The organism is Comamonas aquatilis, assembly GCF_965139575.1.
GTDB lineage: Bacteria > Pseudomonadota > Gammaproteobacteria > Burkholderiales > Burkholderiaceae_C > Comamonas > Comamonas aquatilis.
The window spans coordinates 38,569-61,183 of sequence record NZ_CBCSIW010000002.1; the positions used below are offsets into that span (position 1 = coordinate 38,569).

A 22,615-nucleotide genomic window follows, 5' to 3' on the forward strand; every position below is an offset into this window, starting at 1 on the left:
GTAACGGGCTTTCACGTTGAGGTGGGGGAAGTACTTGCGCTGGAGAGTTTCTGCAGCACCCGATGCTGAACCCGGGGGGCGCACAACATTTTTATCACAGCAGGCGCTAGGCTTGTTTGCGCACCGTCACATGGGTGGCACGTTCGCCTTGTATGACTTCGGCGACCTCATAGCCCAGCGCTCGCATGTCCATGCCGTGCCATAGGTTTTCGCCGGCTCCCATCAGCACGGGCCGCACGGCCAAGTGCATCTCGTCAATCAGCCGCGCCTTCAGGAACTGCTGCACGGTAGCCACACCACCGCCGATGCGAATGTCGCGCTCGCCCGCTGCTTCCTTGGCTTGTGCCAGTGCAGAGGCCCTTCCGCCCGTGACGAAGTGAAAATCGGTGCCGCCTTTCATGGGCAGCAAGGGGCGGGGGTGGTGCGTGAGGACGAAGGTGGGCACGTGATAGGGCGGCTCGTCACCCCACCAGCCTTTCCAGCTTTCATCCGGCCAGGGGCCGCGTATGGGGCCGAACATGTTGCGCCCCAGAATCCAAGCGCCAATGTTCTCGAAGGCGCGCTCGGCCATCTGATTGTCCAGGCCCGTCTCGCCGGTCTGCGACCCCCCGTGCATGCGCTGAAAGACCTGGGTGGGGAAGAACCACTCCATCAGTGCTGACCCGCCGACGCCAAGCGGGTTCTGCAAATTCTGGTTGGGGCCGGCAGAGTAGCCGTCCAGCGAGATGCTGAAGCAGAGGACTTTGACTGTCATGGCGATAAACCTTTCAGACAAGAGAGCGACGATCGAGGGCGGCCGAGATCGGGCAGGTGCTCAGCTCCACCGGGATAGGCATTGAATGGCCAGCATTGAGGGGCTCAGTTTACTGAGCTTGCTGGCTCCGGGGGGCTGTTATTGGGGGCAGTCCAGCTGTCGATCATGTCGGCCCAGTCCTGCAGCATGGCTTTGCGCTGCTCGCGGTACTCGGCCTTGTTGTACACGGCGCGAACGCCTTTTTGCTCGTGGGCCAGGGTTTTCTCAATCCAGTCGGAGTTGTAGCCGGCTTCATGCAGGATGGTGGAGCCGGTACGGCGCATGTCGTGCGGGCCGAATTTTGCAAGCGTGTGGCCGTCTTTTTGCGCGTATTCCCAGCTTAGCGTCATGACGCGGTTGAGCGTTGCCGCACTCATGGGCTTGTGGATCTCGTAGCGGCTGGGGAAGACATAGTCCGAGCTGCCGGCAAACATCTTGAGCGCGGCTAGCAGGTCCATGGCCTGCTGCGCCAGAAAGACGATATGCGGGCGGCGGGCCTTCATTCTGGCTGCAGGGATGGTGAGCGTGCCCTCGGTGAAGTTCACATCTGCCCATTTGGCGTTGGTGAGCTCTCCCTTGCGCAGCAGGGTGAGCAGCAGCAGTTTGCAAGCCGCGCGAATGCTGGGCGTGGTGCCGACTTTCTCAAGATTTTGGTAAAAAATCCTGATTTCCTCTTTGGTCAGGGCGCGGTCTTTGGGCTCGAACGTGGCAATGGTGTTGGGCGCGACTTCTTCGGCGGGGTTGCCGACCTTTTGCCCGCGCTCGATGGCGTAGCGGAACACCAGCAAAACAATCTCGCGGGCGTGAATGGCGGTAGCCGGTGCGCCGCGGGCCACGATGGCATTGGCCATGCTGCGCACGTCTTCACCCGAGATCTCGCGCAGCTGGAGTTTGCCAAAGCGTGTCTTCAGGTCGCGCTCGTAGACCGAGCGGCGCATGTCGCGGGTGCTGTCGGCCATCTTGTGGCCTTTGAGCCATTTGACGGCCCATTCGGAAAAGGTGCCGGCCGACACTTCGCGCGCCCGGGTGCGAATCTTCTCGCGTGCCGGGCTCACGCCCTCTTGGACCAGCTTCTTGGCAAGCAGCTGTTTGGCGCGTGCCTCGGCAAGCGTGATTCCGCCGATACCATACGCGCCGATCGTGAGCGTTTCCTGGCGGTTGTTGATCTTGTAGTTGTAGCGAAAACTTATTGTGCCGCTTGGGGTTACGGCCACATAGAGGCCGTCGCGGTCGGTGATTTTGTAGAGCTTGCCGGTGGCTTTGAGTGAGCGGATTTTGGTATCAGTGAGCATGGATTGGCCTCTTTTCATGCAGCCGATACCATGCGCAAAAAAGTGCATTTTTAGGCATGGTATCTTCATTGAAATCAATGACTTAGATGAATTTCATACCATGCACCCCTAGCGGAGCGCTCGCATGGTATCGGTGAGGCGGATGGTATGAGGCCAGGGCCGTACCATGCAAAGTACCAATAAAACCCCCCGGCTTCACGCGACCGGCTAGTTCCGAATAGCACCCAACCAAAATGAAAAAAGCCCGCGAAATCGCGGGCTTACATGAGAAATAAGTCTAAAGGCTACATGTCAGGACATGACGCCTTTTTATTCCCACTCGATGGTTGCCGGCGGCTTGGTGCTCACGTCGTAGGTCACGCGGTTGATGCCGCGCACTTCGTTGATGATGCGGCCGGAGACCTTCTTGAGCAGGCCGTAAGGCAGCTCTGCCCAGTCGGCAGTCATGAAGTCGCTGGTCTGCACGGCGCGCAAGGCCACCACGTAGTCATAGGTACGGCCGTCGCCCATCACGCCCACGCTCTTGACGGGCAGGAAGACGGTGAAAGCCTGGCTGGTCAGGTCGTACCAGCTCTTGCCGGTAGCTTCGTCGATCCAGTTGTTCAGCTCTTCGATGAAGATGGCATCGGCGCGGCGCAGCAGGTCGGCGTATTCCTTCTTCACTTCACCCAGAATGCGCACGCCCAGGCCCGGGCCGGGGAAGGGGTGGCGATACACCATGCCGCGTGGCAGGCCCAGCGCCACACCCAGTTCGCGCACTTCGTCCTTGAACAGGTCGCGCAGAGGCTCCAGCAGCTTCAGGCCCAGTTGCTCAGGCAAGCCGCCCACGTTGTGGTGGCTCTTGATGGTGACGGCCTTCTTGCTCTTGGCGCCGCCGGATTCGATCACATCGGGGTAGATCGTGCCCTGGGCCAGGAAGGTTGCGCCCTTGCTGCCTGCATTGGCGGCCTTGAGCTTGGAGGCTTCAGCCTTGAACACATCGACAAACAGGCCGCCGATGATCTTGCGCTTGGCTTCGGGTTCGGAAACGCCGGCCAGCTTGCCCAGGAACAGGTCGGAGGCGTCAACGCGAATCACCTTGGCGTGCAGCTTGCCTTCGAACATTTCCATGACCGCATCGCCTTCGTTCAGGCGCAGCAGGCCGTGATCGACAAAGACGCAGGTCAGCTGATCGCCAATGGCGCGGTGGATCAGGGCGGCAGCCACGGACGAATCCACGCCACCGGACAGGCCCAGAATGACTTCTTCGTCGCCGACTTGCTCGCGGATCTTGGCCACGGCTTCGGCGATGTAGTCGCCCATGATCCAGTCGGCTTGCGTGCCGCAGATGTCGAGCACAAAGCGGTTCAGCAGCGCCTGGCCTTGCACGGTGTGCGTGACTTCGGGGTGGAACTGCACGGCGTAGTAGCGGCGGGCTTCGTCGGCCATACCGGCAATGGGGCAGCTGGGGGTGGAGGCCATAATCTTGAAGCCCGGTGGCAGCTCGGTGACCTTGTCGCCGTGGCTCATCCAGACCTTGAGCATGCCGTGGCCTTCGGGGGTCACGAAGTCTTCAATGCCCTTGAGCAGTTCGGTGTGGCCATGGGCGCGCACTTCGGCGTAGCCGAATTCGCGGCTGTTGCTGCCTTCCACCTTGCCGCCCAGCTGGGTGGCCATGGTCTGCATGCCGTAGCAAATGCCCAGCACGGGCAGGCCCAGCTCGAACACAGCGTCGGGGGCGCGGTCGTCCACTTCGTAGACGCTGGCGTGGCTGCCCGACAGGATGATGCCCTTGAGCTTGCCGTCGGCGGCAAATTCGCGCACCCAGTCGCTGCTCACATCGCAGGGGTGGACTTCGCAGTAAACATGGGCTTCGCGCACGCGGCGAGCGATGAGCTGGGTGACTTGGGAGCCAAAGTCAAGAATGAGGATCTTGTCGTGTTGCATGGTTATCAAGGGCAAGAGGGTGGCAAAAGGGGTTAGAAATCTTCGGGTGCCAGTAGCTTGATGCCGCTTTTGCGGGCGGCAGCGATCTGGGCACTATCGAATGTGGCCAGTGGCAGGCGCAGCGACTGCGCCAGCCACAGATAGGCGGCGTCATAGGTGGGCAGGCCTGTGTCCAGCGCCACATCCAGCACCGCCTTGTGTTGGGCCGGTGCCAGATCGTGCAGTTCCACGCGGTGGCGAATGGCTTCCAGCACACCCCACAGGCCTTCCACCGAGCTGTGCGGGATGCGCCCATTATTCACACCCGAGGCAATCAGGTTGCCGCATTCCCACTGCCAGAGATTGGGGGCTTGCGGATCGACCTCGTGGCGGCGGATCCGGGTGTAGAGGCGCTGGGTATGTGCGCTGGCGTTGTCCGGCAGCAGCCAGGCGGCGGTGACGGAGGCGTCAAGGATGAAGGCCGTCATGCTTGACTCCGGCCCGTCTGGCGTAGATTTGCTACGCAATCCGTAGCGGACTGCGCACGAATGGTGTGCTGCAAGGCCTGAATTTGTTCCAATTCCCGGGCAATCTGTTCATCGGTGATCACCGGCCGGCGTCGCACGGGCAGCATGCGCACGACTTCCTTGCCGTGGCGCGTGATACGCACTTCCTCGCCTTGTTCGACCAGTTCGATCAGGGCGGAGAAACGGGTCTTGGCTTCGTAGATACCGACGGATTGCATGGGGTAGAAATAGAAAAATCTGGCCTGTCGCTTGAATCAGACCAGATTTTAACACTCTGATCAGAATTGGAAATTCCGATCAGAAAACTGTGGGTAAAGGGGAGCGCCGCGTCAGTGCAAGGTAGTGCGGGGTAACGTCTAACAGGTATGTAGTCAGCAGTAAGGGGCTGATTGGTCAGGTGGTTTTAGCACCAGCGTTGCCCGCCACGCTTTACATGAGAGACCAGCTTGTTTTCAACCTCCTGGTCTCACCGAGGTCTTTGCACTCGCCCGTGACGCTCCGAAACCGGATCTTAGTCGATGTCGATCTGCCAATTGGCGGCTTGAATCGTCACGTTGACTTCACGAATTTTGCGCGACAAGTCATCGGCCTGCTTTTGCAAGCCGGCGACATCGATTTGAGGAATCCATTTGATTTCGCGCTGGCTGTAGCGATCCACATCCTTGTGCGTTGCTGCAATGGTGGCGATCAACAGCGAGTGATGGGCAATCAAGGTGTCGCGCTGCGCCAATATATCGGCGAGCAGGCGGCCGCCTGCCAGTCGGGTGGATTCGTTGGCGGCGTTGATGGTGCGCACCAGTTTTTGCTGCTCTTCAAGCGCCGAGGTTGCTTCGGCCAGCAAGTCTGCGATTTTTTCCTTGGGCGTTTCGCCCTCTTGCACGATGGCGTTGCGGTTGATGCGTTCGCGCAGCGATGCCAGCTTTTTCTTCAGATCGGCTCTGAGCAACAAGGCTTCGGCAAGTTTCATGAGGACTCCTGAAAAAAGAATAGCAGGGTAGGCAATGCCGACCCTGCTATGGCTTGTCAAGCGATCAATCAGTCGGCGCGGTAGTTAGGCGCTTCCTTGGTGATCTGCACGTCATGCACGTGAGATTCGCGGATGCCGGCGGCCGTGATTTCCACGAACTCGGCTTTTTCGCCCATCTCGGCAATCGTGGCGCAACCGCAGTAGCCCATGGAGGCGCGCACGCCGCCGGCCATTTGGTAGACGATGGAAACCATGGAGCCCTTGTAAGGCACGCGGCCTTCAATGCCTTCGGGAACCAGCTTGTCGGCATTGGGATTACCGGTGGAGGATTCCTGGAAGTAGCGGTCGGCCGAGCCTTGCTGCATGGCACCGATGGAGCCCATGCCGCGGTAGCTCTTGTAGGAGCGGCCTTGGTACAGAATCACTTCGCCAGGCGCTTCTTCGGTGCCGGCAAACATGCCGCCCATCATGATGGTGGAAGCACCAGCGGCCAGAGCCTTGGAGATATCGCCGGAGAAACGGATGCCGCCGTCGCCGATCAAAGGCACGCCTGTGCCCTTCAAGGCCTGGGCCACGTTATCGATGGCCATGATCTGGGGCACGCCCACGCCGGCCACGATGCGGGTGGTACAGATGGAGCCAGGGCCGATACCGACCTTGACCGCATCGGCGCCGGCTTCAACCAGGGCCAGAGCGGCTGCGCCGGTGGCAATGTTGCCGCCGATCACGTCCACTTGAGGATAGTTTTGCTTGACCCAGCGCACGCGGTCGATCACGCCCTTGCTGTGGCCGTGGGCCGTGTCAACTACCAGTGCATCCACGCCGGCCTTGACCAGCAGGTCCACGCGCTCTTCTGTGCCAGCACCCACGCCGACGGCAGCAGCCACGCGCAGGCGGCCGGCCGCATCGCGCGCAGCATTGGGGAAGGTGGTTTGCTTGTTGATGTCCTTGACGGTGATCAGGCCCTTGAGTTCAAAGGCGTCGTTCACCACCAGAATGCGTTCCAGTTTGTGCTTGTTCAGCAGGGCCTTGGCTTCAGCGGGTGTGGTGCCGTCTTTTTCATTGACGGTGATCAGCTTCTCGCGCGGCGTCATGATCTGGCGGACCTTGACGTCGTAGCGAGTCTCGAAGCGCACATCGCGGCTGGTCACGATACCGATGACCTTGCCGCCATCGCACACGGGAAAGCCCGAGATACCGCGCTCTTCGGACAGCTGCAATACTTGCAGTACCGTGTGCTCGGGGGTGATGACCACGGGGTCGTGCACCACACCGGATTCGTGGCGCTTGACCTTGGACACTTCAGCGGCTTGTTGTTCGGCTGTCATGTTCTTGTGGATCACGCCGATACCGCCTTCTTGCGCAATGGCGATGGCCAGGCGAGCCTCTGTCACAGTGTCCATGGCAGCGGACACCAGCGGCAGATTCAAGCGAATATTGCGAGTGAATTGGGTGGCGAGGGAAACGTCCTTGGGCAGGACTTCGGAGTAGGCGGGAACGAGCAGGACGTCGTCAAAGGTCAGTGCTTTTCCGAGAAGGCGCATGTGAAGGCTCCAAAAGAAAGATTGTAGCTGCGACTTGGCTCACAATGTGGGCGTAGGCCAGAGATCCCCCACGGTCAAACCCATTTTTCGCGTACCGCTTTCGCACCCATGCAAATTACCAAGCTTTTCTTGATTGCCGCCATTGCAGCCAGCGCGATCCCCGCCATGGCCCAATGGCAGTGGATTGATGCCCGTGGGCAAAAAGTGTTCAGCGACCGAGCACCTCCGGTAGATATTCCCGCGAAAAACATTCTGCGCCAGCCGGGTGGCTCGGTGACGCCGCGGGCCGCAGAGGCCGCGTCCAGCGAAGGACCGGCGGCGCCCAAGGTAGCCGAAAAATCGGCCGAGTCTGGAGTGGACAAAGGCCTGGAGGAGCAAAAGCGCAAGCAGGAGCAGCAAGAGGCTGAAAAAGCCCGTGTGGAGCAGGTCAAGCGCGACAAAGCTCGCCAGGAGAACTGCAGCCGTGCCAAGCAGGTCAAGACGACGTTGACTTCGGGGCAATTGCTGTCTCACGTCAATGCCAAGGGCGAACGCAGCTTTATGGATGACAGTGCGCGCGAGGCCGAGCTCAAGCGCGCGGACGCGGTCATCGCGGCCGAATGCGGGCCGTTGCAGCCAACGCAGTGAGGCGTTGATAGCGGCGCGAGCCGCTCTTCAAAGCCTGCTTCGAATCACCAAAGCGTGATGCAGGAAAACCAAAGCGCCATAGAAATGGCGCTTTTTTGTTTTCTGGCGGGGCGTGCTCCCGTGACCGAGCTCAGTAGCCGGCTTTGGCGCCGGGCCGCTGGCGCTTGAACAGGCCGGCACCGCGTGCGCCCTGGCGGGCAAAGCGTTCGCGTCGGGCGATCTTGGGGTCTACCGTCAGCGGGCGGTACAGCTCCACACGGTCGCCATCCTTCAGGAAATGCTCTGGTTTTGTGAGCTTTCCCCAGATGCCTATAAAGGGCGGCAGACCTTTTTCGTCTGTAAAACCCAGGGCCGAGAGACCCCCGGCCGTTTGCAGCGCATCGGCGACAGTTGCGCCGGGAGCAAGCTCCATTTCCTGCTCGTGCACCTGGCCGGCGGCAGCCGAATAGCTGAGGGTGATGTGAAGCGCAGTCATGGCGTTCAGCCGTACACCTGTTCGGCACGCTTGATGAAGGCATCGACCATGGAGCTGGCAATGCGGTCGAACACCGGGCCGATCACGGCGGCCAGCGCTGCGCTTTCAAAGCCGTAGTCCAGTTGCAGCTCAATACGGCAGGCGCGCTGCTTGCCATCGCCTACGGGGTGAAAGCGCCAGTGCCCTTCCAGGCGCGAGAACGGGCCCTTGATCAGGCGGATGCTGACCTGCTTGCCGCCGTTTTCCATTTCGCTATGGGTGTTGCGGGTCACGAAAGATTTTTTCAGACCGCCGAACGTCATGCCGACTTCGGCTGTCATGCCGCTTGCGTCCTGCTCCAACACCTTGGTCTGATCGCACCAGGGCAGGAACTCGCTATAGCGAGCCACGTCCGTCACGAGAGCAAACATTTCTGCGGGGCTATACCAGATGAGGACGGACTTGTTGACGTTTTTCATGGGCAAAGAGTTGTCGGCATGGGGTGGATGCAAGGGCTTAAGCAAGCGCTTTGCACCCAAGGCCGTCATGCGAAACTAAAATCTCGCACTGAGGCGAGACGGTAACCCTGTATTGTAGGGAGAGCTTTGACCCCGGGCTCGCGCCCAACCGAATACTCCATGGCCAAGACACAAGAAACATCGTCGCGCATTGCCGACAATAAAAAAGCTGCATTCAACTATTTCTTCGAGGAACGCTACGAGGCAGGCGTGGTGCTGCACGGCTGGGAGGTCAAGGCCTTGCGCAGCGGCAAGGTGCAGCTGACAGACGGCTATGTGCTCATCAAGGATGGCGAGCTGTACCTGATGGGCTGCCAGATCAATCCTTTGAAGACGGCGTCCACCCACGTCAGCCCCGATGCGGCACGCATCAAGAAGCTGCTGATGAAAAAGGACGAGATCAAGCGTCTGGTGGGCAAGGTCGAACAAAAAGGCTACACCCTGGTGCCCATCAATCTGCACTGGAAGAATGGCTACGTGAAGTGCGACATCGCCCTGGCCAAGGGCAAGGCCGAGCATGACAAGCGCGACGTGATCAAGGATCGCGAAGGCAAGCGCGAGGTAGAGCGCGTCATGAAAGGCCGCAACCGCTGACCGGCTACTGCGGCTGGGGGCTGACATGGTTTTGACATACGCCAGCACTAAGCTGGGCTGCAGCACAACGCTTCAGTCCAAGGAGAGTCACCATGGGTACCTGGTCGCACGGCAATTTCGACAATGACGCGGCGCTTGACTGGCTGATCGACATCACCACGCAGCTGCTCGATGAAATTAGCGAGGCCATGGATGCGCCCCAATCGCTGCAGGCCGACGCGCTGGACGCCGATCTGGTGCCCTGCAAGATCGAGCTGCTGTGCACCATGGCCGAGAGCGGTATGGCACCCATCTGGCCATCGGCTCAGACGCTGCTGGATTGGAAAAGCGTGTACCTGAAGGCATGGGATGACAGCATTGACGCGCTGCAGCCCGATGCGCTCTACCAGCGTGACCGGCGTGCCACGCTGGTGGAAACCTTTGATCGCATGATCGACCTGGCGCGCAGCGACCAGGAACAGGAGAGCGAGTTCGAAAACGAGGAGTAGCGCCTCGCTCAGACAAGCGCTTCAGGGGTTTTCGCCGTATTTGCTCTTGAAGTCGAATTCCAGCCGTTCGCAATCTTCCTTGGAGTGAAACTCCTGGGTTTTGCGCTCGGTCTCGGGTTTGCCTATCTGCTTCCAGCAGATCTTGATGGCTTCGCTGTCAACCCAGCGCTGTTTGCTCTGCGGATCGTCCATCAGCGTGCCAATCAGCATGAGTGCCGCAAAAATGACCACCGGCAGGCCGATCAGCCAGGGCACCAGGCGGCTTTTGCGTGGCGGCTGCGCAAGGGAAGAAGTGGTGCTCGATGTGGTTGGTGAGCGGTCTGTGTTCTGAGGCATGGGCCGATTATCCGCATGCTGGCAGGGACTGCATTAATCCAGGTCAGAGTAGGGCGCATGCTGCACACAGTGCAGCGCCGCGCGGGGCTGTATGGGCAAACCTATAATGTTTGGCTGATTTGCCTTGCGTGCAGCGCCCTGTCCTGGCGCAGGGTCAAAGCCAAGCCGTACCTACCGTGGGTGCTGCGTTGTGCACCTTCATTCCAAACACCATGAGTACACCCACTTTTTCTGTTGCGGACATCCGCAAGACCTTCCTGGAGTTCTACGCTTCCAAGGGCCACACGGTTGTGGCCTCCAGCTCCTTGGTTCCGGGCAACGATCCCACGCTGATGTTCACCAACTCCGGCATGGTGCAGTTCAAGGATGTGTTTCTGGGCACGGACAAGCGTTCCTACAACCGTGCCACCTCGGTGCAGGCCTGCCTGCGTGCTGGCGGCAAGCACAACGATCTGGAAAACGTGGGCTACACCGCCCGCCATCACACCTTCTTCGAGATGCTGGGCAACTGGTCCTTCGGCGACTACTTCAAGAAGGAGTCCATCGAATGGGGCTGGGAGCTGCTGACCAAGGTCTTCGGCCTGCCTGCTGAAAAGCTGCTGGCCACCGTCTATCACGAAGATGACGAAGCCTATGACATCTGGAAGAACGTCATCGGTTTGCCGGCCGAACGCATCATTCGCATCGGCGACAACAAGGGCGGCAAGTACAAGAGCGACAACTTCTGGATGATGGCCGACACCGGCCCTTGCGGCCCCTGCTCGGAAATCTTCTACGACCACGGTGCTCACATTCCTGGCGGCCCTCCCGGTAGCCCTGACGAAGATGGCGACCGCTTCATCGAGATCTGGAACCACGTGTTCATGCAGTTCGACATGAAGGAAGACGGCTCCGTGGTGAACCTGCCCGCACCCTGCGTGGATACCGGCATGGGTCTGGAGCGCCTGGCTGCCATCTTGCAGCATGTGCACAGCAACTACGAGATCGACCTGTTCCAGGCGCTGATCAAGGCGGCTGCCCGCGAAACGCATATCGACGATGTGAACACGCCTTCGCTCAAGGTGATTGCCGACCACATTCGCGCCACTTCCTTCCTGGTGTCGGACGGCGTGATTCCTTCCAACGAAGGTCGCGGCTATGTGCAGCGCCGCATCATCCGCCGCGCCATCCGCCACGGTTACAAGCTGGGCCAGAAGACGCCGTTCTTCCACAAGCTGGTGGCCGATCTGGTGGTGCAAATGGGCGATGCCTACCCCAAGCTCAAGGAGCAGGAAGCGCATATCACCAGCGTGCTCAAGGCCGAAGAAGAGCGCTTCTTCGAGACCCTGGCCAACGGCATGGAAATTCTGGACAGCGCGCTGGCTGGCGACGTCAAGGTGCTGCCTGGCGAAGTGGCCTTCAAGCTGCACGACACCTATGGCTTCCCGCTGGACCTGTCCAACGACGTGGCCCGTGAGCGTGGCGTGACCGTGGACGAAGCCGGTTTCAAGGCGGCCATGGAACACCAAAAGAGCACGGCCCGCGCCGCCGGCAAGTTCAAGATGGACCGCGCCCTGGAATACACGGGTGATGCCAACACTTTCGTCGGCTACGACAAGCTGGCGGAAGATGCAAAAATCGTAGCGCTTTACGCAGACGGTGTTTCGGTTCCAGAGCTGAAAGCGGGTCAAAGCGGCGTCGTGGTGCTGGATGCCACTCCTTTTTATGCAGAGTCCGGCGGTCAGGTCGGCGATCAGGGCGTGATCTCGGCCGGCGCAGTGCGCTTTGCCGTGGAAGACACGCTCAAGATCAAGGCCGATGTGTTCGGTCACCACGGCGTGCTGGAATCGGGCTCGCTCAAAGTGGGCGATGCGGTGCAAGCCCTGGTGAACACCGAAGTGCGTGCCGCCGTGATGCGCAACCACTCGGTCACCCACATCATGCACAAGGCCTTGCGCGAAGTGCTGGGCGGCCATGTGCAGCAAAAAGGCTCGCTGGTCAATGCCGAGCGCACACGTTTTGACTTTGCGCACAATGCTCCCGTGACGGCCGAGCAGATCCGCGACATCGAGCAGCGCGTGAACGCCGAAATTCTGGCCAACACCAGCACGGCAGCCCGCGTGATGGACATCGAAAGCGCCCAGAAGACCGGCGCCATGATGCTGTTCGGCGAAAAGTACGGCGAAACCGTGCGCGTGCTCGACATAGGCTCCAGCCGCGAACTGTGCGGCGGCACCCATGTGCAGCGCACCGGCGATATCGGCCTGTTCAAGGTGGTGGGTGAATCCGGCGTGGCTGCAGGCGTGCGCCGTATCGAAGGCGTGACCGGCATCAATGCCCTGGCCTATCTGCAGTCGCTGGAATCCACCGTGGATCAGGCCGCTGCCGCCTTCAAGGCACCGGCTGCCGAGCTGACCAACCGCATCGGCGGTGCGCTCGATCAGATCAAGGCGCTGGAAAAGGAAATCGCTGCGCTCAAGGGCAAGCTGGCTTCCAGCCAGGGCGATGAGTTGGCCACGCAGGCTGCCGAGATCAACGGCGTGAAGGTGCTGGCTGCCAAGCTCGATGGCGCCGATGCCAAGACCCTGCGCGAGACCATGGACAAGCTCAAGGACAAGCTGGGTGCAGCTGTCATCGTGCTGGCGGCAGTGGACGGCGACAAGGTGCAGCTGGCTGCTGGCGTGACCAAGGCCGAGACGGCCAAGGTCAAGGCCGGCGAGCTGGTGAACTTTGTGGCCCAGCAAGTGGGCGGCAAGGGCGGCGGCAAGCCCGATATGGCCATGGCCGGCGGCACGGATGCGGCGTCCGTGCCTGCGGCCCTGGCTTCGGTGCAGGCCTGGGTGAGCGAACGCCTGTAAAGCGTCACTTCGACGTCTGACGGCGTCAATTCAGTCAAACACCCCGGCAAGTCCGGGGTGTTTTGTTAGGATGGGTGGTTTTTAGCGGCTCGCAGCCTGCGGGATCGTTCTCCGGAGCAGATAACTTCAATTCGTCGGCATATCCCATGGCGCTTTGGCTGGCGCTGCTTGTTCGTCTGGCGCGGCTTATGTGCCGCAGTGCCGGCGTATTTGCTTTTTTGTTGCTGCTCTCGTTTCAGGCGGCGGCGCAAAGCGTGGTCTTCATCAATCCGGGGCGTAGCGATGAAACCTTTTGGCGCAACGCTGCCGAAGCCATGGAAGGTGCGGCGCGCAGCCTGCACATGACGCTGGAGGTGCGCTATGCAGAGCGCAACCCTTTGCAGGCGATTGCGATTGCGCGCGATGTGGCCGCCAGGGCCGAGCGGCCGCGCTTTGTGGTGTTTGTGAACGAAAACAGCGTCGCTCCCGAGATTCTGAAAGCGTTGGAGGTTGCAGGCATTGACAGCTTTGTGGCCTTCAGCGGAATTCAGCAAATCCAGCGTGCCCAGGTGGGCCAGCCTCGCGAAAAATTCAAGCACTGGCTGGGCAGTCTGGAGCCCCGGGCTGTGGATGCCGGCTATATGACGGCCAAGGCCTTGATTGAAACGGCCCGGGCCTCGCGTTCAGCCCAGGCGCAGGACGGCAGGCTGCAACTGTTGGCCATTGGCGGAGATCGATCCACGCTGAGCTCGATGGCCAGGAACGCCGGCATGCGCAAGGCGGTGGCCGAGGATGGTGATGTCATCCTGGTGCAGGAGGTCAACGGCGAATGGCGCAGGGACAAGGCTGCCGAGCAGATGCGCGTGCTGGCGCAGCGCTATCCCGAAGCGCGCCTGGTCTGGACTGGCAATGACGAAATGGCGTTGGGTGCCATGCAGGCCTGGCGGGCGCGTGGCGGCATACCGGGAAGAGATGGTTTTTTCAGCACTGTCAACACCTCGCCGGCAGCTTTCGCTGCCTTGCGCAGCGGTGAACTCAGCGTGCTGGCGGGCGGGCATTTCATGGCCGGAGCCTGGGCTTTGGTGATGTTGTACGACTACGCCCATGGCAAGGACTTTCGCTCCGAGGGGCTGGAGTTGGAGCGGCGGATGTTTGTGCTGTTCGACCCGCCCCTGATCGAACGCTTTGAGCAACGCTTCGGTGCGTCCGGTAAGCCTCTGGATTTTGGCAAGTTCAGCAAGGTCTTGAATACCGGCGTCAAGCACTACCGCTTTGAGATAGAGGCGCTGCTGCGCTAGGCGTGGCACGCCACAGGATACGGACAGGCCATGACACGTTTTCGATCGATTGCTACCTTGCTGATCTCGCGCATCGTGTGGCTGGCCTTGATTTGCATGAGTGTTTTCGTGGGCGCTCTGGCCTGGTGGGAGTACCGCGCGGGCCAGCAAAGCTTCAGGCTGGATATGCGCCAGCATGCCCGCAGCAGCCAGCTGCAGCTGTCCAGTGCTCTGTGGGATATAGAGCCGCAGATCGTGCGCCAGCGAGTGGCCTGGCTGGCCAGTCTGCCGCAGGTGGGCTATGTGCGTGTGCGTTCGGCGACCACGGGGGAGGTGTTTGAAGCGGGCGATATGGATGCCGCCGATGCGAACGAACGCGAACCGCGTATCAAGCTCGATATTCCGGTGCCCGGGCAGACCGAGGATGGGGTCCAGGTGGGGCTGCCCTTGGGCGTGCTGGGCACGCTGGAAATCTGGGAGAGCCGCAGCCACTATGCCCAGCTGATGCGCAATTCCATTTTTGGAGTGGTGCTGGGTTATGTGTTGTTTACGATACTGGTCTGTGCGGTGGTGGCCATTGTGATGCGCCGGCAGTTGCGCGACCCCTTGCGCCAGATTTCTCACTTTGCCCGGTCGCTGCGGCCCAACGAGCTGTCGCGGCCTCTGGTGCTGCAGCGCCCCCAGCGCAACAGCTTTGACGAAATCGATCTGGTGGCCAGCGGTTTTGCCCAGCTGCAAAAAGCGCTGCAAAGCCATATTGCCGATCTGGACAGTCTGGTAGCCGAGCGCACTGCTCAGTTGCAGCTGATGGTGGAAGAGGTCAAGCGCCTGTCGTTGACCGACGTGCTGACGGGTTGCTACAACCGGCGGGCTCTGGACGAGCGCCTGGCCACCGAGATCGAGCGCAGCAAGCGCTATGGGCGCGCGCTGAGCGTGGTGTTCATGGATCTGGACCACTTCAAACGCATCAACGATGAATACGGGCATGTCACCGGCGATGCCGTGCTGCGCGAGGTGGCACTGCGCTGCCAGGGTCAGCTGCGCTCCCATGTGGACTGGATGGCTCGCTATGGTGGGGAGGAGTTTTTGCTGGTACTGCCGGAATGTGCAACGCAGGACGCCTGGCAACTGGCCGAGCGCCTGCTTGGCGAGATTCGAGGCACGGCCTTGAATCTGGACGGTCTTCACATCAGCGTCACGGCCAGCTTTGGTGTGGCCGAGTTGCAGAGCGGCGAGAGCATGGAGGCCTTGCTCGAGCGCGCCGATGCCGCCATGTACCAGGCCAAGCACAGCGGCAGAGCCCGTGTGTGCCTGGCGAAGCCCCAGGTCGGGGGCGGGGATATGGGCCAGGCATAAAAAAGCCGCCCAGTTGAAGTGGGCGGCGCGGTGTCTGCTATCTAAAAAATAGCAAATGACCAGTGGTTCAGGCCTTGCGTGTGAACACCAGATCCCACACTCCGTGGCCCAGGCGCAGGCCGCGGTTTTCAAACTTGGTCAGCGGGCGGTAGTCGGGCTTGGGTGCATAGGCCTCGGCCGTGTTTTGCAGCGTGGGCTCGGCATTCAGCACTTCCAGCATCTGCTGGGCATAGGGCTCCCAGTCCGTTGCGCAGTGGATATAGCCACCGGGCTTGATGCGGGCGGCCAGCTTGGCGATCAGCGGGCTTTGAATCAGGCGGCGCTTGTTGTGCTTTTTCTTGTGCCAGGGATCGGGGAAGAAGATGTGCACGCCGTCAATCGAAGCTTCGGGCAGCATGTTGTCAATGACTTCCACGGCATCGTGCTGCAGGATGCGGATGTTCTCGATCTCCTGCTCGCCTATGCGCTTGAGCAGCGCGCCCACGCCAGGTTCGTGCACTTCGCAGCACAGGAAGTTGTCGTCGGGGCGTACACGGGCGATATGTGCCGTGGCCTCGCCCATGCCAAAGCCGATTTCCAGAATCAGCGCACCGCCGCGGCCGTAGGCTGCAGGGGCGTCGATGGGGGCCTTGTGGTATTGCAGCAAAAAGCGCGGGCCCAGCTCTTCAAAAGCCTTGGCCTGACCGGTGGTCGTACGGCCGGCACGGCGCACATAGCTCTTGATGGTCTTGGGGTAGGCCACGCCTTCGGGGGCTTGGCCTGCCGGTGCAGATTCGGGGGCAGACTCGATGGCAGCGGTGGCTGCAGCGTCGAGTGGCTCGGTGTTCGGTGTGGAGTTAGAGGAAGTCACAGGGCTGTATTGTAGATTTCACGCCAGCAGCCCACCCAGAAGTGCAAGGCCAAAGGCAAAGCCGTGTCGGGGCTTTCGGCCGGCAGCTTGGCAGCTTGGGGCGGTTGTGGCAGGGACAGCTGGCTGGCGGCTTCACACAAGGCCGCCAGCGCCGCCTGAGCGCTGCTGACATCCACCGCTGGCGCGCCATGCTGTTTGGAGAGCTTTTCGCCGCCGGCCATCAACACCAGGGGTGTGTGCAGATAGCGCGGCTGGGCCAGACCCAGTGCCGCTTGCAGCAGCATCTGGCGTGGCGTGTTGTCCGTCAGGTCCTGGCCGCGCACCACATGGGTGATGGCTTGATCGCCATCGTCCACCACTACGGCCAGCTGGTAGGCCCAGAGCCCGTCGGCGCGGCGCAGCACAAAATCGCCCACGCTGGCCGCCACATCCTGCTGCTGGACTCCCAGGCGTCGGTCTTGCCAATGAAGCACCGGGCGTGATGGCTCCAGTTGATAGTTTGCTATTAACTGGGTAGCATCATGCGATTGATCCACTTGGGCTGAAGGCGGATTTGATTGAAGTTCCTGCACCAGACGCTCCAGCGCAAAGCGCCAGGCACGTGCCGGTTTGCCCTGCAGGCCTTGGCGGCAGGTGCCTGGGTAGGGGCGCTCCACATGGCGTTCATGCACCAGGCCCATGCTCTGCCAGGCCGCTTCAATTTCCTTGCGCGTGCAGCCGCAGGGGTAGGCCAGTTGCCGGGCCATGAGCTGCTCCAGCGCGTTTTGATACAGGGCTTGGCGTCGGGACTGCCAGAGCACGGGCCCGTCAGAGTGCAGGCCGCAGGCAGCGAGCTGGTGCAGGATATGCAGATCTGCGCCGGGCTGGCAGCGCGGTGGGTCTATGTCCTCGATGCGCACCAGCCACCGGCCGCCATGGGCACGGGCATCCAGCCAACTGGCCAGGGCCGCGACCAGGGAGCCCGCATGCAGAGGCCCGGTGGGCGAGGGGGCAAAGCGGCCGATGTAGGAGTTGGAGCCTACGGAGAGGCCGTTTGAGATGGAGGAGGAAGAAAAGGCGCTGACCACAGACATGAGGGCGCCAGTTTACGCGCAGGCTGCAGGGCGTGCAGCCTGGCGTAGATGTGCCATCAGGTCAGCGCCAGTGCCATTTCAAGGCCGGAGACAAAAGCGTCTTCCACACGGCGGCCAATACACCAGTCGCCGCACAGGCCCAGGCCCGTGGAAGGGTCGTGCACATGGCTCTTGCCCAGCGGGGTCAGCGTCTGAGCTTGCGGCCACAGATAAACACTGGCATGGCGCGGGGCGACGCGGATGCCGGTGATTTCGCCAAAGCCTTTTTGCAGCTTGGTCAGCACGCGGGCGGCATCGTCGCTGCGGTGCTCCTGCGACCACTGCGGGTTGGCGTGCACCGTCCAGCGCTCGGTCTGGGCGCGGCCGGGTTTGGAGGATTCGCGGGCCACCCAGGCAATGCGGTCGTGCGTGCTGCGCGCCGCATTCCATTGGGGGCCCAAGGTGCTGAGGCCTGCCTGTGCCGCCATGGGGTAGGAGAGCGTCAGCACCCAGCAAGGCGCCATTTCCACCTGGCTGAGCGATTGGGCCAGTGCCGTTGCCTGGGGCGCACTTTGTAGCAGGTGTTGGGCCTGTGCCGCAGGCAGGGCCAGCACCACGCTATCAAAATTGCTAGCGGTTTGCAGGCCGTGATCTTCGGTGTCCAGCGTCAGTGTCCACTGGTGTTTGCTATGGCCTTTGCCGCCGGCAATATGATGTTCCAGGCGGGTCACGGTCTGGCCCAGGTGCAGACGACCTGCCTCCCACAGCGGAGCGGCCCAGGTCAGGGGCAGGGCCTGCATATCGGGCGTGCCCACCCAGTGGGTTTCGCGCCCCGACGGTGGTTCGGCTGTCTTGCGGCCCTGGGCGTTGCGGGTCTGCACGCTGTTCACGCTCCAGGCGCGCACGGAGCCGGGCACCGTATCCAGTGCCATCTGAAAGCGGGGATCACGCACGGTGAAGAACTGGGCACCAATGTCAAACGTGCCGTAAGGGCCGCTGACCGAACGCAAACGGCCGCCGGCCTGGGGCAGGCGTTCGTAGACATGAACGTCATGGCCGGCCTGCATCAGGGTGCGGGCGCAGGCCAGACCTGCGATGCCCGCGCCGATGACGGCAATGCGCCGGGCTGTGGTGGATGAAGCAGAGCGAGAGGCTTTGGTGGCCGAGGAAGCACGGGAAGCGTTCATGAACAAGCCTTTTCAACACAAGTCCGTCAGAGCGTAGCAGCTACTCAAAGCATAGCAAGAGCGGTAGATACCCTCAAGGCTATGAATGACTGCAGCCTGTGCTGCAGCGCACACTGAGCCCCACTCTACACCGGGCGCTGTACGGCTTGGTACAGAGCATCACTCAATGGCGGTGATGGTTTTCCATAAGGGCGCGGCGCGTGGCGGGGCTTTCCAGCTGCTGCAGCCACCATTGCAGAGCCCGGCCAGGCGTGTGGTGGGCTGCGCCCGACCAGCCGTAATGCAGGCGCAGATTGCGCCTCGCACGCGTGACCTGGCGGGTGACCAGCAGGCCTGCGTCCAGATAGGCTTGCACCATGCCGCGCGGCAGAAAGCCGCAGCCAATGCCGCGCACCTGGGCTTCGACCTTGGCCTGCATGCTGTCCACCGTCAGCACATCCTGGCCGTCAACCAGGCCGTAGCTGATGTTGCTGCGCACTCCGGAGTCGGCCACGGCGATCAGGCGGTGCTTGAGCAGCGCCTCGTCGGTGAGCGGCTCGGGCGCCTGGGCCAGCGGGTGGTGCGGGGCCACGGCAAAAATGAAGTCCATCTCGCCGATCTCGCGCGTTTGCAGCTCGGCCGCATTGCTGGCGTTGACGGCAATGCCTATGGCCAGATCGGCCTGGCCGCTGGTCAGCGTCTCCAGCGTGCCGGACAGAATGCCGTCCTTGAGCTTGAGGGCCGTGGGCGGGTTCAGGGCGTAGAACGCCTCCACCAGCTCGAACATGGGTGTGCGGGCAATGGCTCCGTCGATGACGATGGTCAGCTGCGGCTCCCAGCCCGTGGCCACGCGCTTGACGCGATGGGCCACGGCGTCTATCTCCTGCAGCAGCCGCGCGCCTTCGCGCAACAGCGCCTGGCCGGCCTCGGTGGGCTGGGCCTGGCGTGAGCGGCGGTCGAACAGCAGCACGTCGAGCGCATCCTCGATCTGGCGCACGCGGTAGGTCAGGGCGCTGGGTACCAGGCCCAGCGAGCGAGCCGCTGCGGCAAAGCTGCCGGTCTCGGAGATGGCTTGCAGCATGGCCAGGCTGTCGGGGGTGAGTACATCGCGGGAGCTGGGCATGGGAAGAGGCGAATGTTCAAAGAGTTTGAATGATGCCATCAATCCCGTGCAGCCGCGCCGGGCCTTGGCAGTTCTACAGTAGAGCCCATCAAGAGCTTGTTTTCAAACAGAAAGGTTCACACCATGATGACTCTTCGTCTCTCTCAGGAACGTGGCTATGCGGACCACGGCTGGCTGAAGTCGTTTCACAGTTTTTCATTCGCCGGCTACCACGACCCCCGTCATATGGGCTTTGGCAATCTGCGCGTGATCAACGAAGACCGTATTGCCCCAGGCACCGGTTTTGGTGCCCACGGCCACCGCGACATGGAAATCATCAGCTATGTGATGCAGGGTGCACTCTCGCACAAGGACAGCATGGGCAATGAGCAAACCATTGTTCCCGGTGAGGTGCAGCGCATGAGCGCCGGCTCTGGCGTGGTGCACAGCGAGCACAACCATGCCCAGGGCGAGACCACGCACTTTCTGCAGATCTGGGTGCTGCCTGCACGTGAGGGTATTGAGCCCGGCTATGAGCAGAAAGCCTTTCCAGAGGCCGAGAAACGGGGGCGTTTGCGCCTGGTGGCTTCGCCCGATGGTGCCGAGGGCTCGGTCACTCTGAATGCCGACGCTCGCTTGTTTGCCGGCCTGTTTGATGGAGCCGAAGCCGCTGAGATGGTGTTACCTGCTGGCCGCAAGACCTATGTACATCTGGTCAGCGGCGAGCTGACTGTGAATGGACAAAGGCTGACAGGCGGTGATGCTGCACTTTTGGACAATGAATCCCGTCTGCACCTGGCACAGGGCAAGCATGCCGAAGTGCTGGTGTTTGATCTGCAAGCCTGATCGATTTTGTCTCGGCACCGGGCGCACGCAGCTCGGTGCCGGTCCCTAACGTGGCCGCGTGCCGCAAGGAGTTCAAGATGTTGAAACAGTTTTCCAATCCTCTGGCCCTGGTGGGCCGTGTTCTGATCGCTCTGCTGTTTGTTCCTGCAGGTTTTCAAAAGCTCACCGGCTTTGCCGGCACCGTGGGCTATGCCGCATCGATGGGCATGCCCATGCCTCAGGTGGCCGTGGCCATAGGCCTGGTGATAGAGATCGTGGCCGGCTTGGCGATCTTGCTGGGCTGGCACACGCGCTGGGCGGCCTTGATTCTGGCTTTCTTCACCCTGGTGGCCAGCTTTTTCTTTCACGCGTTCTGGAGTGTGCCAGCCGAGGCCGCCATGGTGCAGCAGCTGCTGTTCTGGAAAAACGTGGCCGTGGTCGGTGGTCTGCTGGGCTTTGCAGCCCATGGCGCAGGCGGCTGGAGTGCAGATGCCGGAAAGCGCTGAAATGCTTGAGCAAGAAGCGCAGCATGCTATTAATTTGATAGGCTAATGGCCTTGATGGTCAAAGCCCCGCAGCTTCGGGCTGGCGGGGCTTTTTTTGAAGCTTGTCTTCGTAGAAAAACAGGGAAATTTCATGGTGAATACGGTTGTGGTCTACCACTCGGGCTACGGGCACACACAGCGCATGGCTCAGGCGGTGGCACAAGGCGCGGGCGCGCAACTGCTGGCAATCGATGCCGATGGCAATCTGCCGGCCGGTGGCTGGGAAACGCTGGCGGCAGCCAGCACCATTGTGTTTGGGACGCCTACCTATATGGGCGGCCCTAGCTGGCAGTTCAAGCGCTTTGCCGACGCATCGTCCAAGGCCTGGTTTGCCCAGAGCTGGAAGGACAAGCTGTTTGCCGGTTTCACCAACAGCGCGGGCGTGCAAGGCGACAAGCAGGTGACGCTGGACTATCTCTACCACCTGGCCATGCAGCACGGCGGCTTATGGGTGGGTCTGGGCATGCTGCCCTCCAACACCAAAGCCGCGCAGCGCAACGACGTGAACTGGATGGGTTGCTTCAGCGGCGCCATGGCGCAGACGCCTTCGGACGCCTCGGTGGCCGAAATGCTGGCCGGTGATCTGGAAACGGCCCGCCAGTTTGGCGAGCGGGTGGCGAAAACCGCCAGGCGTCTGGCTTGATCTGGCGGTAGAAAAGTTGCCGCCGCCGTCACCGCCGCCAGGCAGTGCTGGCGGCTGGTTTGATCAAGCGGTTTTCTTGACCGGGCGCGGATGAACCAGGGGTGTCAGTTGCAGGTCGGTGCCCAGCGAGTCGCGGCCATCGAAGACAAAGCAGCCGCCGTCATAAAAGCCGCCATCGGTTTCCTCAAAATATTTGAGAATGCCGCCCTCAAGCTGATAGACATGCTCCAGCCCCTCGTCGCGCATGAGGATGGCGGCCTTTTCGCAGCGAATGCCACCCGTGCAATAGCTGACCACGGTCTTGCCTTCGAATTCGGCCTTGTGCTCGCGCAGCGCGGGGGGGAATTCGGTGAATTTGGTCAGCCGCCAGTCTATGGTGTTCCTGAATGCGCCTTCATCCACTTCGTAATCGTTGCGGGTGTCGAGCGTGACGACCTCGCGGCCTTCATCGTCATGGCCTTGCTCCAGCCAGCGGCGCAGCGTGGCGGGCGTGACAGACGGGGCGCGGCCTTGGGCCGGGCGAATCGTCGGGTGGTTCATGCGAATGATCTCGTTCTTGACCTTGACCAGCATCTTGCGAAACGGCACGGTATCCGACCAGCTTTCCTTGGGGTTCAGATCGGCAAAACGCGCATCCTCGCGCAAGGCATTCACAAATTCATGCACCGAGGTTGCGGGACCTGCCAGAAAGAAATTGATGCCTTCTTCGGCCAGCAGCACCGTGCCCTTGAGCGCCAGGGCATTGGCGCGCGCGGACAGGGTATCGCGCAGCTCGGCTGCGTCTGGCAGCTGAACAAATTTGTAGCAGGAAATGTTGAGAATATCGGCCACGGAAGAAACTTAGATGGTGTGGCAAGGCGGTGCGCGCATCTTGCCGGACGTTCGATCAAGGTCGAACGTCTGGGTATCAGGAGAGGTGGCTGCAAAGGCCGCAGGCG

The 22,615-nt window shown here is 61.4% G+C and carries 24 protein-coding genes; 9 read left to right on the forward strand and 15 right to left on the reverse strand.

Going from position 1 to position 22,615, the window contains the following annotated elements; translation table 11 throughout:
* Positions 1 to 106: 106 nt before the first annotated feature.
* The 7 genes from ACNAZA_RS03210 to guaB form a co-directional block, all read right to left on the reverse strand.
* Positions 107 to 754: a dihydrofolate reductase family protein gene (locus ACNAZA_RS03210; RefSeq protein ID WP_415794967.1), complete on the reverse strand. Its 648-nt coding sequence runs from the start codon at positions 752 to 754 to the stop codon at positions 107 to 109.
* Between the two features lie 104 nt (positions 755 to 858).
* Positions 859 to 2,085, reverse strand: coding sequence for a tyrosine-type recombinase/integrase (locus ACNAZA_RS03215; RefSeq protein ID WP_415794968.1), 1,227 nt, complete (start codon positions 2,083 to 2,085; stop codon positions 859 to 861).
* Positions 2,086 to 2,394: 309 nt separating this feature from the next.
* A complete protein-coding gene (gene guaA, locus ACNAZA_RS03220; RefSeq protein WP_415794970.1) occupies positions 2,395 to 4,011 on the reverse strand; it encodes a glutamine-hydrolyzing GMP synthase in 1,617 nt (538 codons plus the stop codon).
* Between the two features lie 32 nt (positions 4,012 to 4,043).
* The gene (locus ACNAZA_RS03225; protein ID WP_415794971.1) at positions 4,044 to 4,478 is read right to left on the reverse strand and encodes a type II toxin-antitoxin system VapC family toxin; all 435 of its coding nucleotides are present in this window, start codon (positions 4,476 to 4,478) and stop codon (positions 4,044 to 4,046) included.
* On the reverse strand, positions 4,475 to 4,735 hold the full coding sequence (locus tag ACNAZA_RS03230; RefSeq protein WP_415794972.1) for a type II toxin-antitoxin system Phd/YefM family antitoxin: 261 nt from the start codon (positions 4,733 to 4,735) through the stop codon (positions 4,475 to 4,477). Before ACNAZA_RS03230 ends, ACNAZA_RS03225 begins: the two co-directional genes overlap by 4 nt.
* A 293-nt stretch (positions 4,736 to 5,028) precedes the next feature.
* A complete protein-coding gene (locus ACNAZA_RS03235; protein WP_415794973.1) occupies positions 5,029 to 5,484 on the reverse strand; it encodes a DIP1984 family protein in 456 nt (151 codons plus the stop codon).
* Between the two features lie 68 nt (positions 5,485 to 5,552).
* Positions 5,553 to 7,028 carry an IMP dehydrogenase gene (guaB, locus tag ACNAZA_RS03240; protein ID WP_120968570.1) on the reverse strand — a complete coding sequence of 492 codons (1,476 nt, stop codon included), beginning with the start codon at positions 7,026 to 7,028 and terminating at the stop codon, positions 5,553 to 5,555.
* A 108-nt stretch (positions 7,029 to 7,136) separates the two neighbouring features.
* Between guaB and ACNAZA_RS03245 the strand changes: the two genes are divergently transcribed.
* Positions 7,137 to 7,655, forward strand: coding sequence for a DUF4124 domain-containing protein (locus tag ACNAZA_RS03245; RefSeq protein WP_415794974.1), 519 nt, complete (start codon positions 7,137 to 7,139; stop codon positions 7,653 to 7,655).
* A 130-nt stretch (positions 7,656 to 7,785) separates the two neighbouring features.
* Here the strand turns inward: ACNAZA_RS03245 and ACNAZA_RS03250 are convergent, their stop codons facing one another.
* Both ACNAZA_RS03250 and ACNAZA_RS03255 read right to left on the reverse strand, forming a co-directional pair.
* Complete coding sequence (locus ACNAZA_RS03250) at positions 7,786 to 8,130, reverse strand: RnfH family protein (RefSeq protein WP_415794975.1); 345 nt, start codon at positions 8,128 to 8,130, stop codon at positions 7,786 to 7,788.
* A gap of 5 nt (positions 8,131 to 8,135) precedes the next feature.
* Positions 8,136 to 8,588 carry a type II toxin-antitoxin system RatA family toxin gene (locus tag ACNAZA_RS03255; RefSeq protein WP_415794977.1) on the reverse strand — a complete coding sequence of 151 codons (453 nt, stop codon included), beginning with the start codon at positions 8,586 to 8,588 and terminating at the stop codon, positions 8,136 to 8,138.
* Positions 8,589 to 8,747: 159 nt separating this feature from the next.
* Here ACNAZA_RS03255 and smpB point away from each other — a divergent pair, with 159 nt between their 5' ends.
* On the forward strand, positions 8,748 to 9,221 hold the full coding sequence (gene smpB / locus ACNAZA_RS03260; protein ID WP_120968558.1) for an SsrA-binding protein SmpB: 474 nt from the start codon (positions 8,748 to 8,750) through the stop codon (positions 9,219 to 9,221).
* Between the two features lie 92 nt (positions 9,222 to 9,313).
* On the forward strand, positions 9,314 to 9,709 hold the full coding sequence (locus tag ACNAZA_RS03265; RefSeq protein ID WP_415794979.1) for a DUF4259 domain-containing protein: 396 nt from the start codon (positions 9,314 to 9,316) through the stop codon (positions 9,707 to 9,709).
* Positions 9,710 to 9,730: 21 nt separating this feature from the next.
* On the opposite strand, the gene ACNAZA_RS03270 is transcribed toward ACNAZA_RS03265, so the two are convergent.
* Positions 9,731 to 10,045 (reverse strand): hypothetical protein, encoded by a 315-nt coding sequence (locus ACNAZA_RS03270; protein ID WP_415794981.1) that lies wholly within the window; start codon positions 10,043 to 10,045, stop codon positions 9,731 to 9,733.
* Positions 10,046 to 10,257: 212 nt separating this feature from the next.
* Between ACNAZA_RS03270 and alaS the strand changes: the two genes are divergently transcribed.
* The 3 genes from alaS (at position 10,258) to ACNAZA_RS03285 (ending at position 15,494) form a co-directional block, all read left to right on the forward strand.
* Positions 10,258 to 12,882, forward strand: a complete 2,625-nt coding sequence (gene alaS / locus ACNAZA_RS03275) for an alanine--tRNA ligase (protein ID WP_415794982.1) — start codon at positions 10,258 to 10,260, stop codon at positions 12,880 to 12,882.
* 146 nt (positions 12,883 to 13,028) lie between these two features.
* Positions 13,029 to 14,159 (forward strand): ABC transporter substrate-binding protein, encoded by a 1,131-nt coding sequence (locus ACNAZA_RS03280; protein ID WP_415794983.1) that lies wholly within the window; start codon positions 13,029 to 13,031, stop codon positions 14,157 to 14,159.
* Positions 14,160 to 14,189: 30 nt separating this feature from the next.
* The gene (locus ACNAZA_RS03285; RefSeq protein WP_415794984.1) at positions 14,190 to 15,494 is read left to right on the forward strand and encodes a GGDEF domain-containing protein; all 1,305 of its coding nucleotides are present in this window, start codon (positions 14,190 to 14,192) and stop codon (positions 15,492 to 15,494) included.
* 67 nt (positions 15,495 to 15,561) lie between these two features.
* Here the strand turns inward: ACNAZA_RS03285 and trmB are convergent, their stop codons facing one another.
* From trmB to ACNAZA_RS03305, 4 genes are all read right to left on the reverse strand, one after another.
* A complete protein-coding gene (trmB, locus tag ACNAZA_RS03290) occupies positions 15,562 to 16,284 on the reverse strand; it encodes a tRNA (guanosine(46)-N7)-methyltransferase TrmB (protein WP_415795341.1) in 723 nt (240 codons plus the stop codon).
* 56 nt (positions 16,285 to 16,340) lie between these two features.
* Positions 16,341 to 17,417 carry a tRNA glutamyl-Q(34) synthetase GluQRS gene (gene gluQRS, locus ACNAZA_RS03295; RefSeq protein ID WP_415794985.1) on the reverse strand — a complete coding sequence of 359 codons (1,077 nt, stop codon included), beginning with the start codon at positions 17,415 to 17,417 and terminating at the stop codon, positions 16,341 to 16,343.
* A gap of 56 nt (positions 17,418 to 17,473) precedes the next feature.
* The gene (locus tag ACNAZA_RS03300; protein WP_415794987.1) at positions 17,474 to 18,583 is read right to left on the reverse strand and encodes an NAD(P)/FAD-dependent oxidoreductase; all 1,110 of its coding nucleotides are present in this window, start codon (positions 18,581 to 18,583) and stop codon (positions 17,474 to 17,476) included.
* 163 nt (positions 18,584 to 18,746) lie between these two features.
* Positions 18,747 to 19,685, reverse strand: a complete 939-nt coding sequence (locus ACNAZA_RS03305) for a LysR family transcriptional regulator (protein WP_415794988.1) — start codon at positions 19,683 to 19,685, stop codon at positions 18,747 to 18,749.
* A gap of 123 nt (positions 19,686 to 19,808) precedes the next feature.
* On the opposite strand from ACNAZA_RS03305, the gene ACNAZA_RS03310 reads away from it, so the two are divergent.
* From ACNAZA_RS03310 to ACNAZA_RS03320, 3 genes are all read left to right on the forward strand, one after another.
* Entirely contained in the window at positions 19,809 to 20,510 is a 702-nt protein-coding gene (locus ACNAZA_RS03310; RefSeq protein WP_120968539.1) for a pirin family protein, read from the forward strand.
* A gap of 77 nt (positions 20,511 to 20,587) precedes the next feature.
* Positions 20,588 to 20,995 carry a DoxX family protein gene (locus ACNAZA_RS03315; RefSeq protein WP_120971133.1) on the forward strand — a complete coding sequence of 136 codons (408 nt, stop codon included), beginning with the start codon at positions 20,588 to 20,590 and terminating at the stop codon, positions 20,993 to 20,995.
* A gap of 130 nt (positions 20,996 to 21,125) precedes the next feature.
* On the forward strand, positions 21,126 to 21,677 hold the full coding sequence (locus ACNAZA_RS03320; RefSeq protein ID WP_415794989.1) for a flavodoxin family protein: 552 nt from the start codon (positions 21,126 to 21,128) through the stop codon (positions 21,675 to 21,677).
* Positions 21,678 to 21,740: 63 nt separating this feature from the next.
* Here the strand turns inward: ACNAZA_RS03320 and ACNAZA_RS03325 are convergent, their stop codons facing one another.
* Positions 21,741 to 22,508: a sulfurtransferase gene (locus tag ACNAZA_RS03325; RefSeq protein WP_415794990.1), complete on the reverse strand. Its 768-nt coding sequence runs from the start codon at positions 22,506 to 22,508 to the stop codon at positions 21,741 to 21,743.
* Positions 22,509 to 22,615 lie beyond the last annotated feature (107 nt).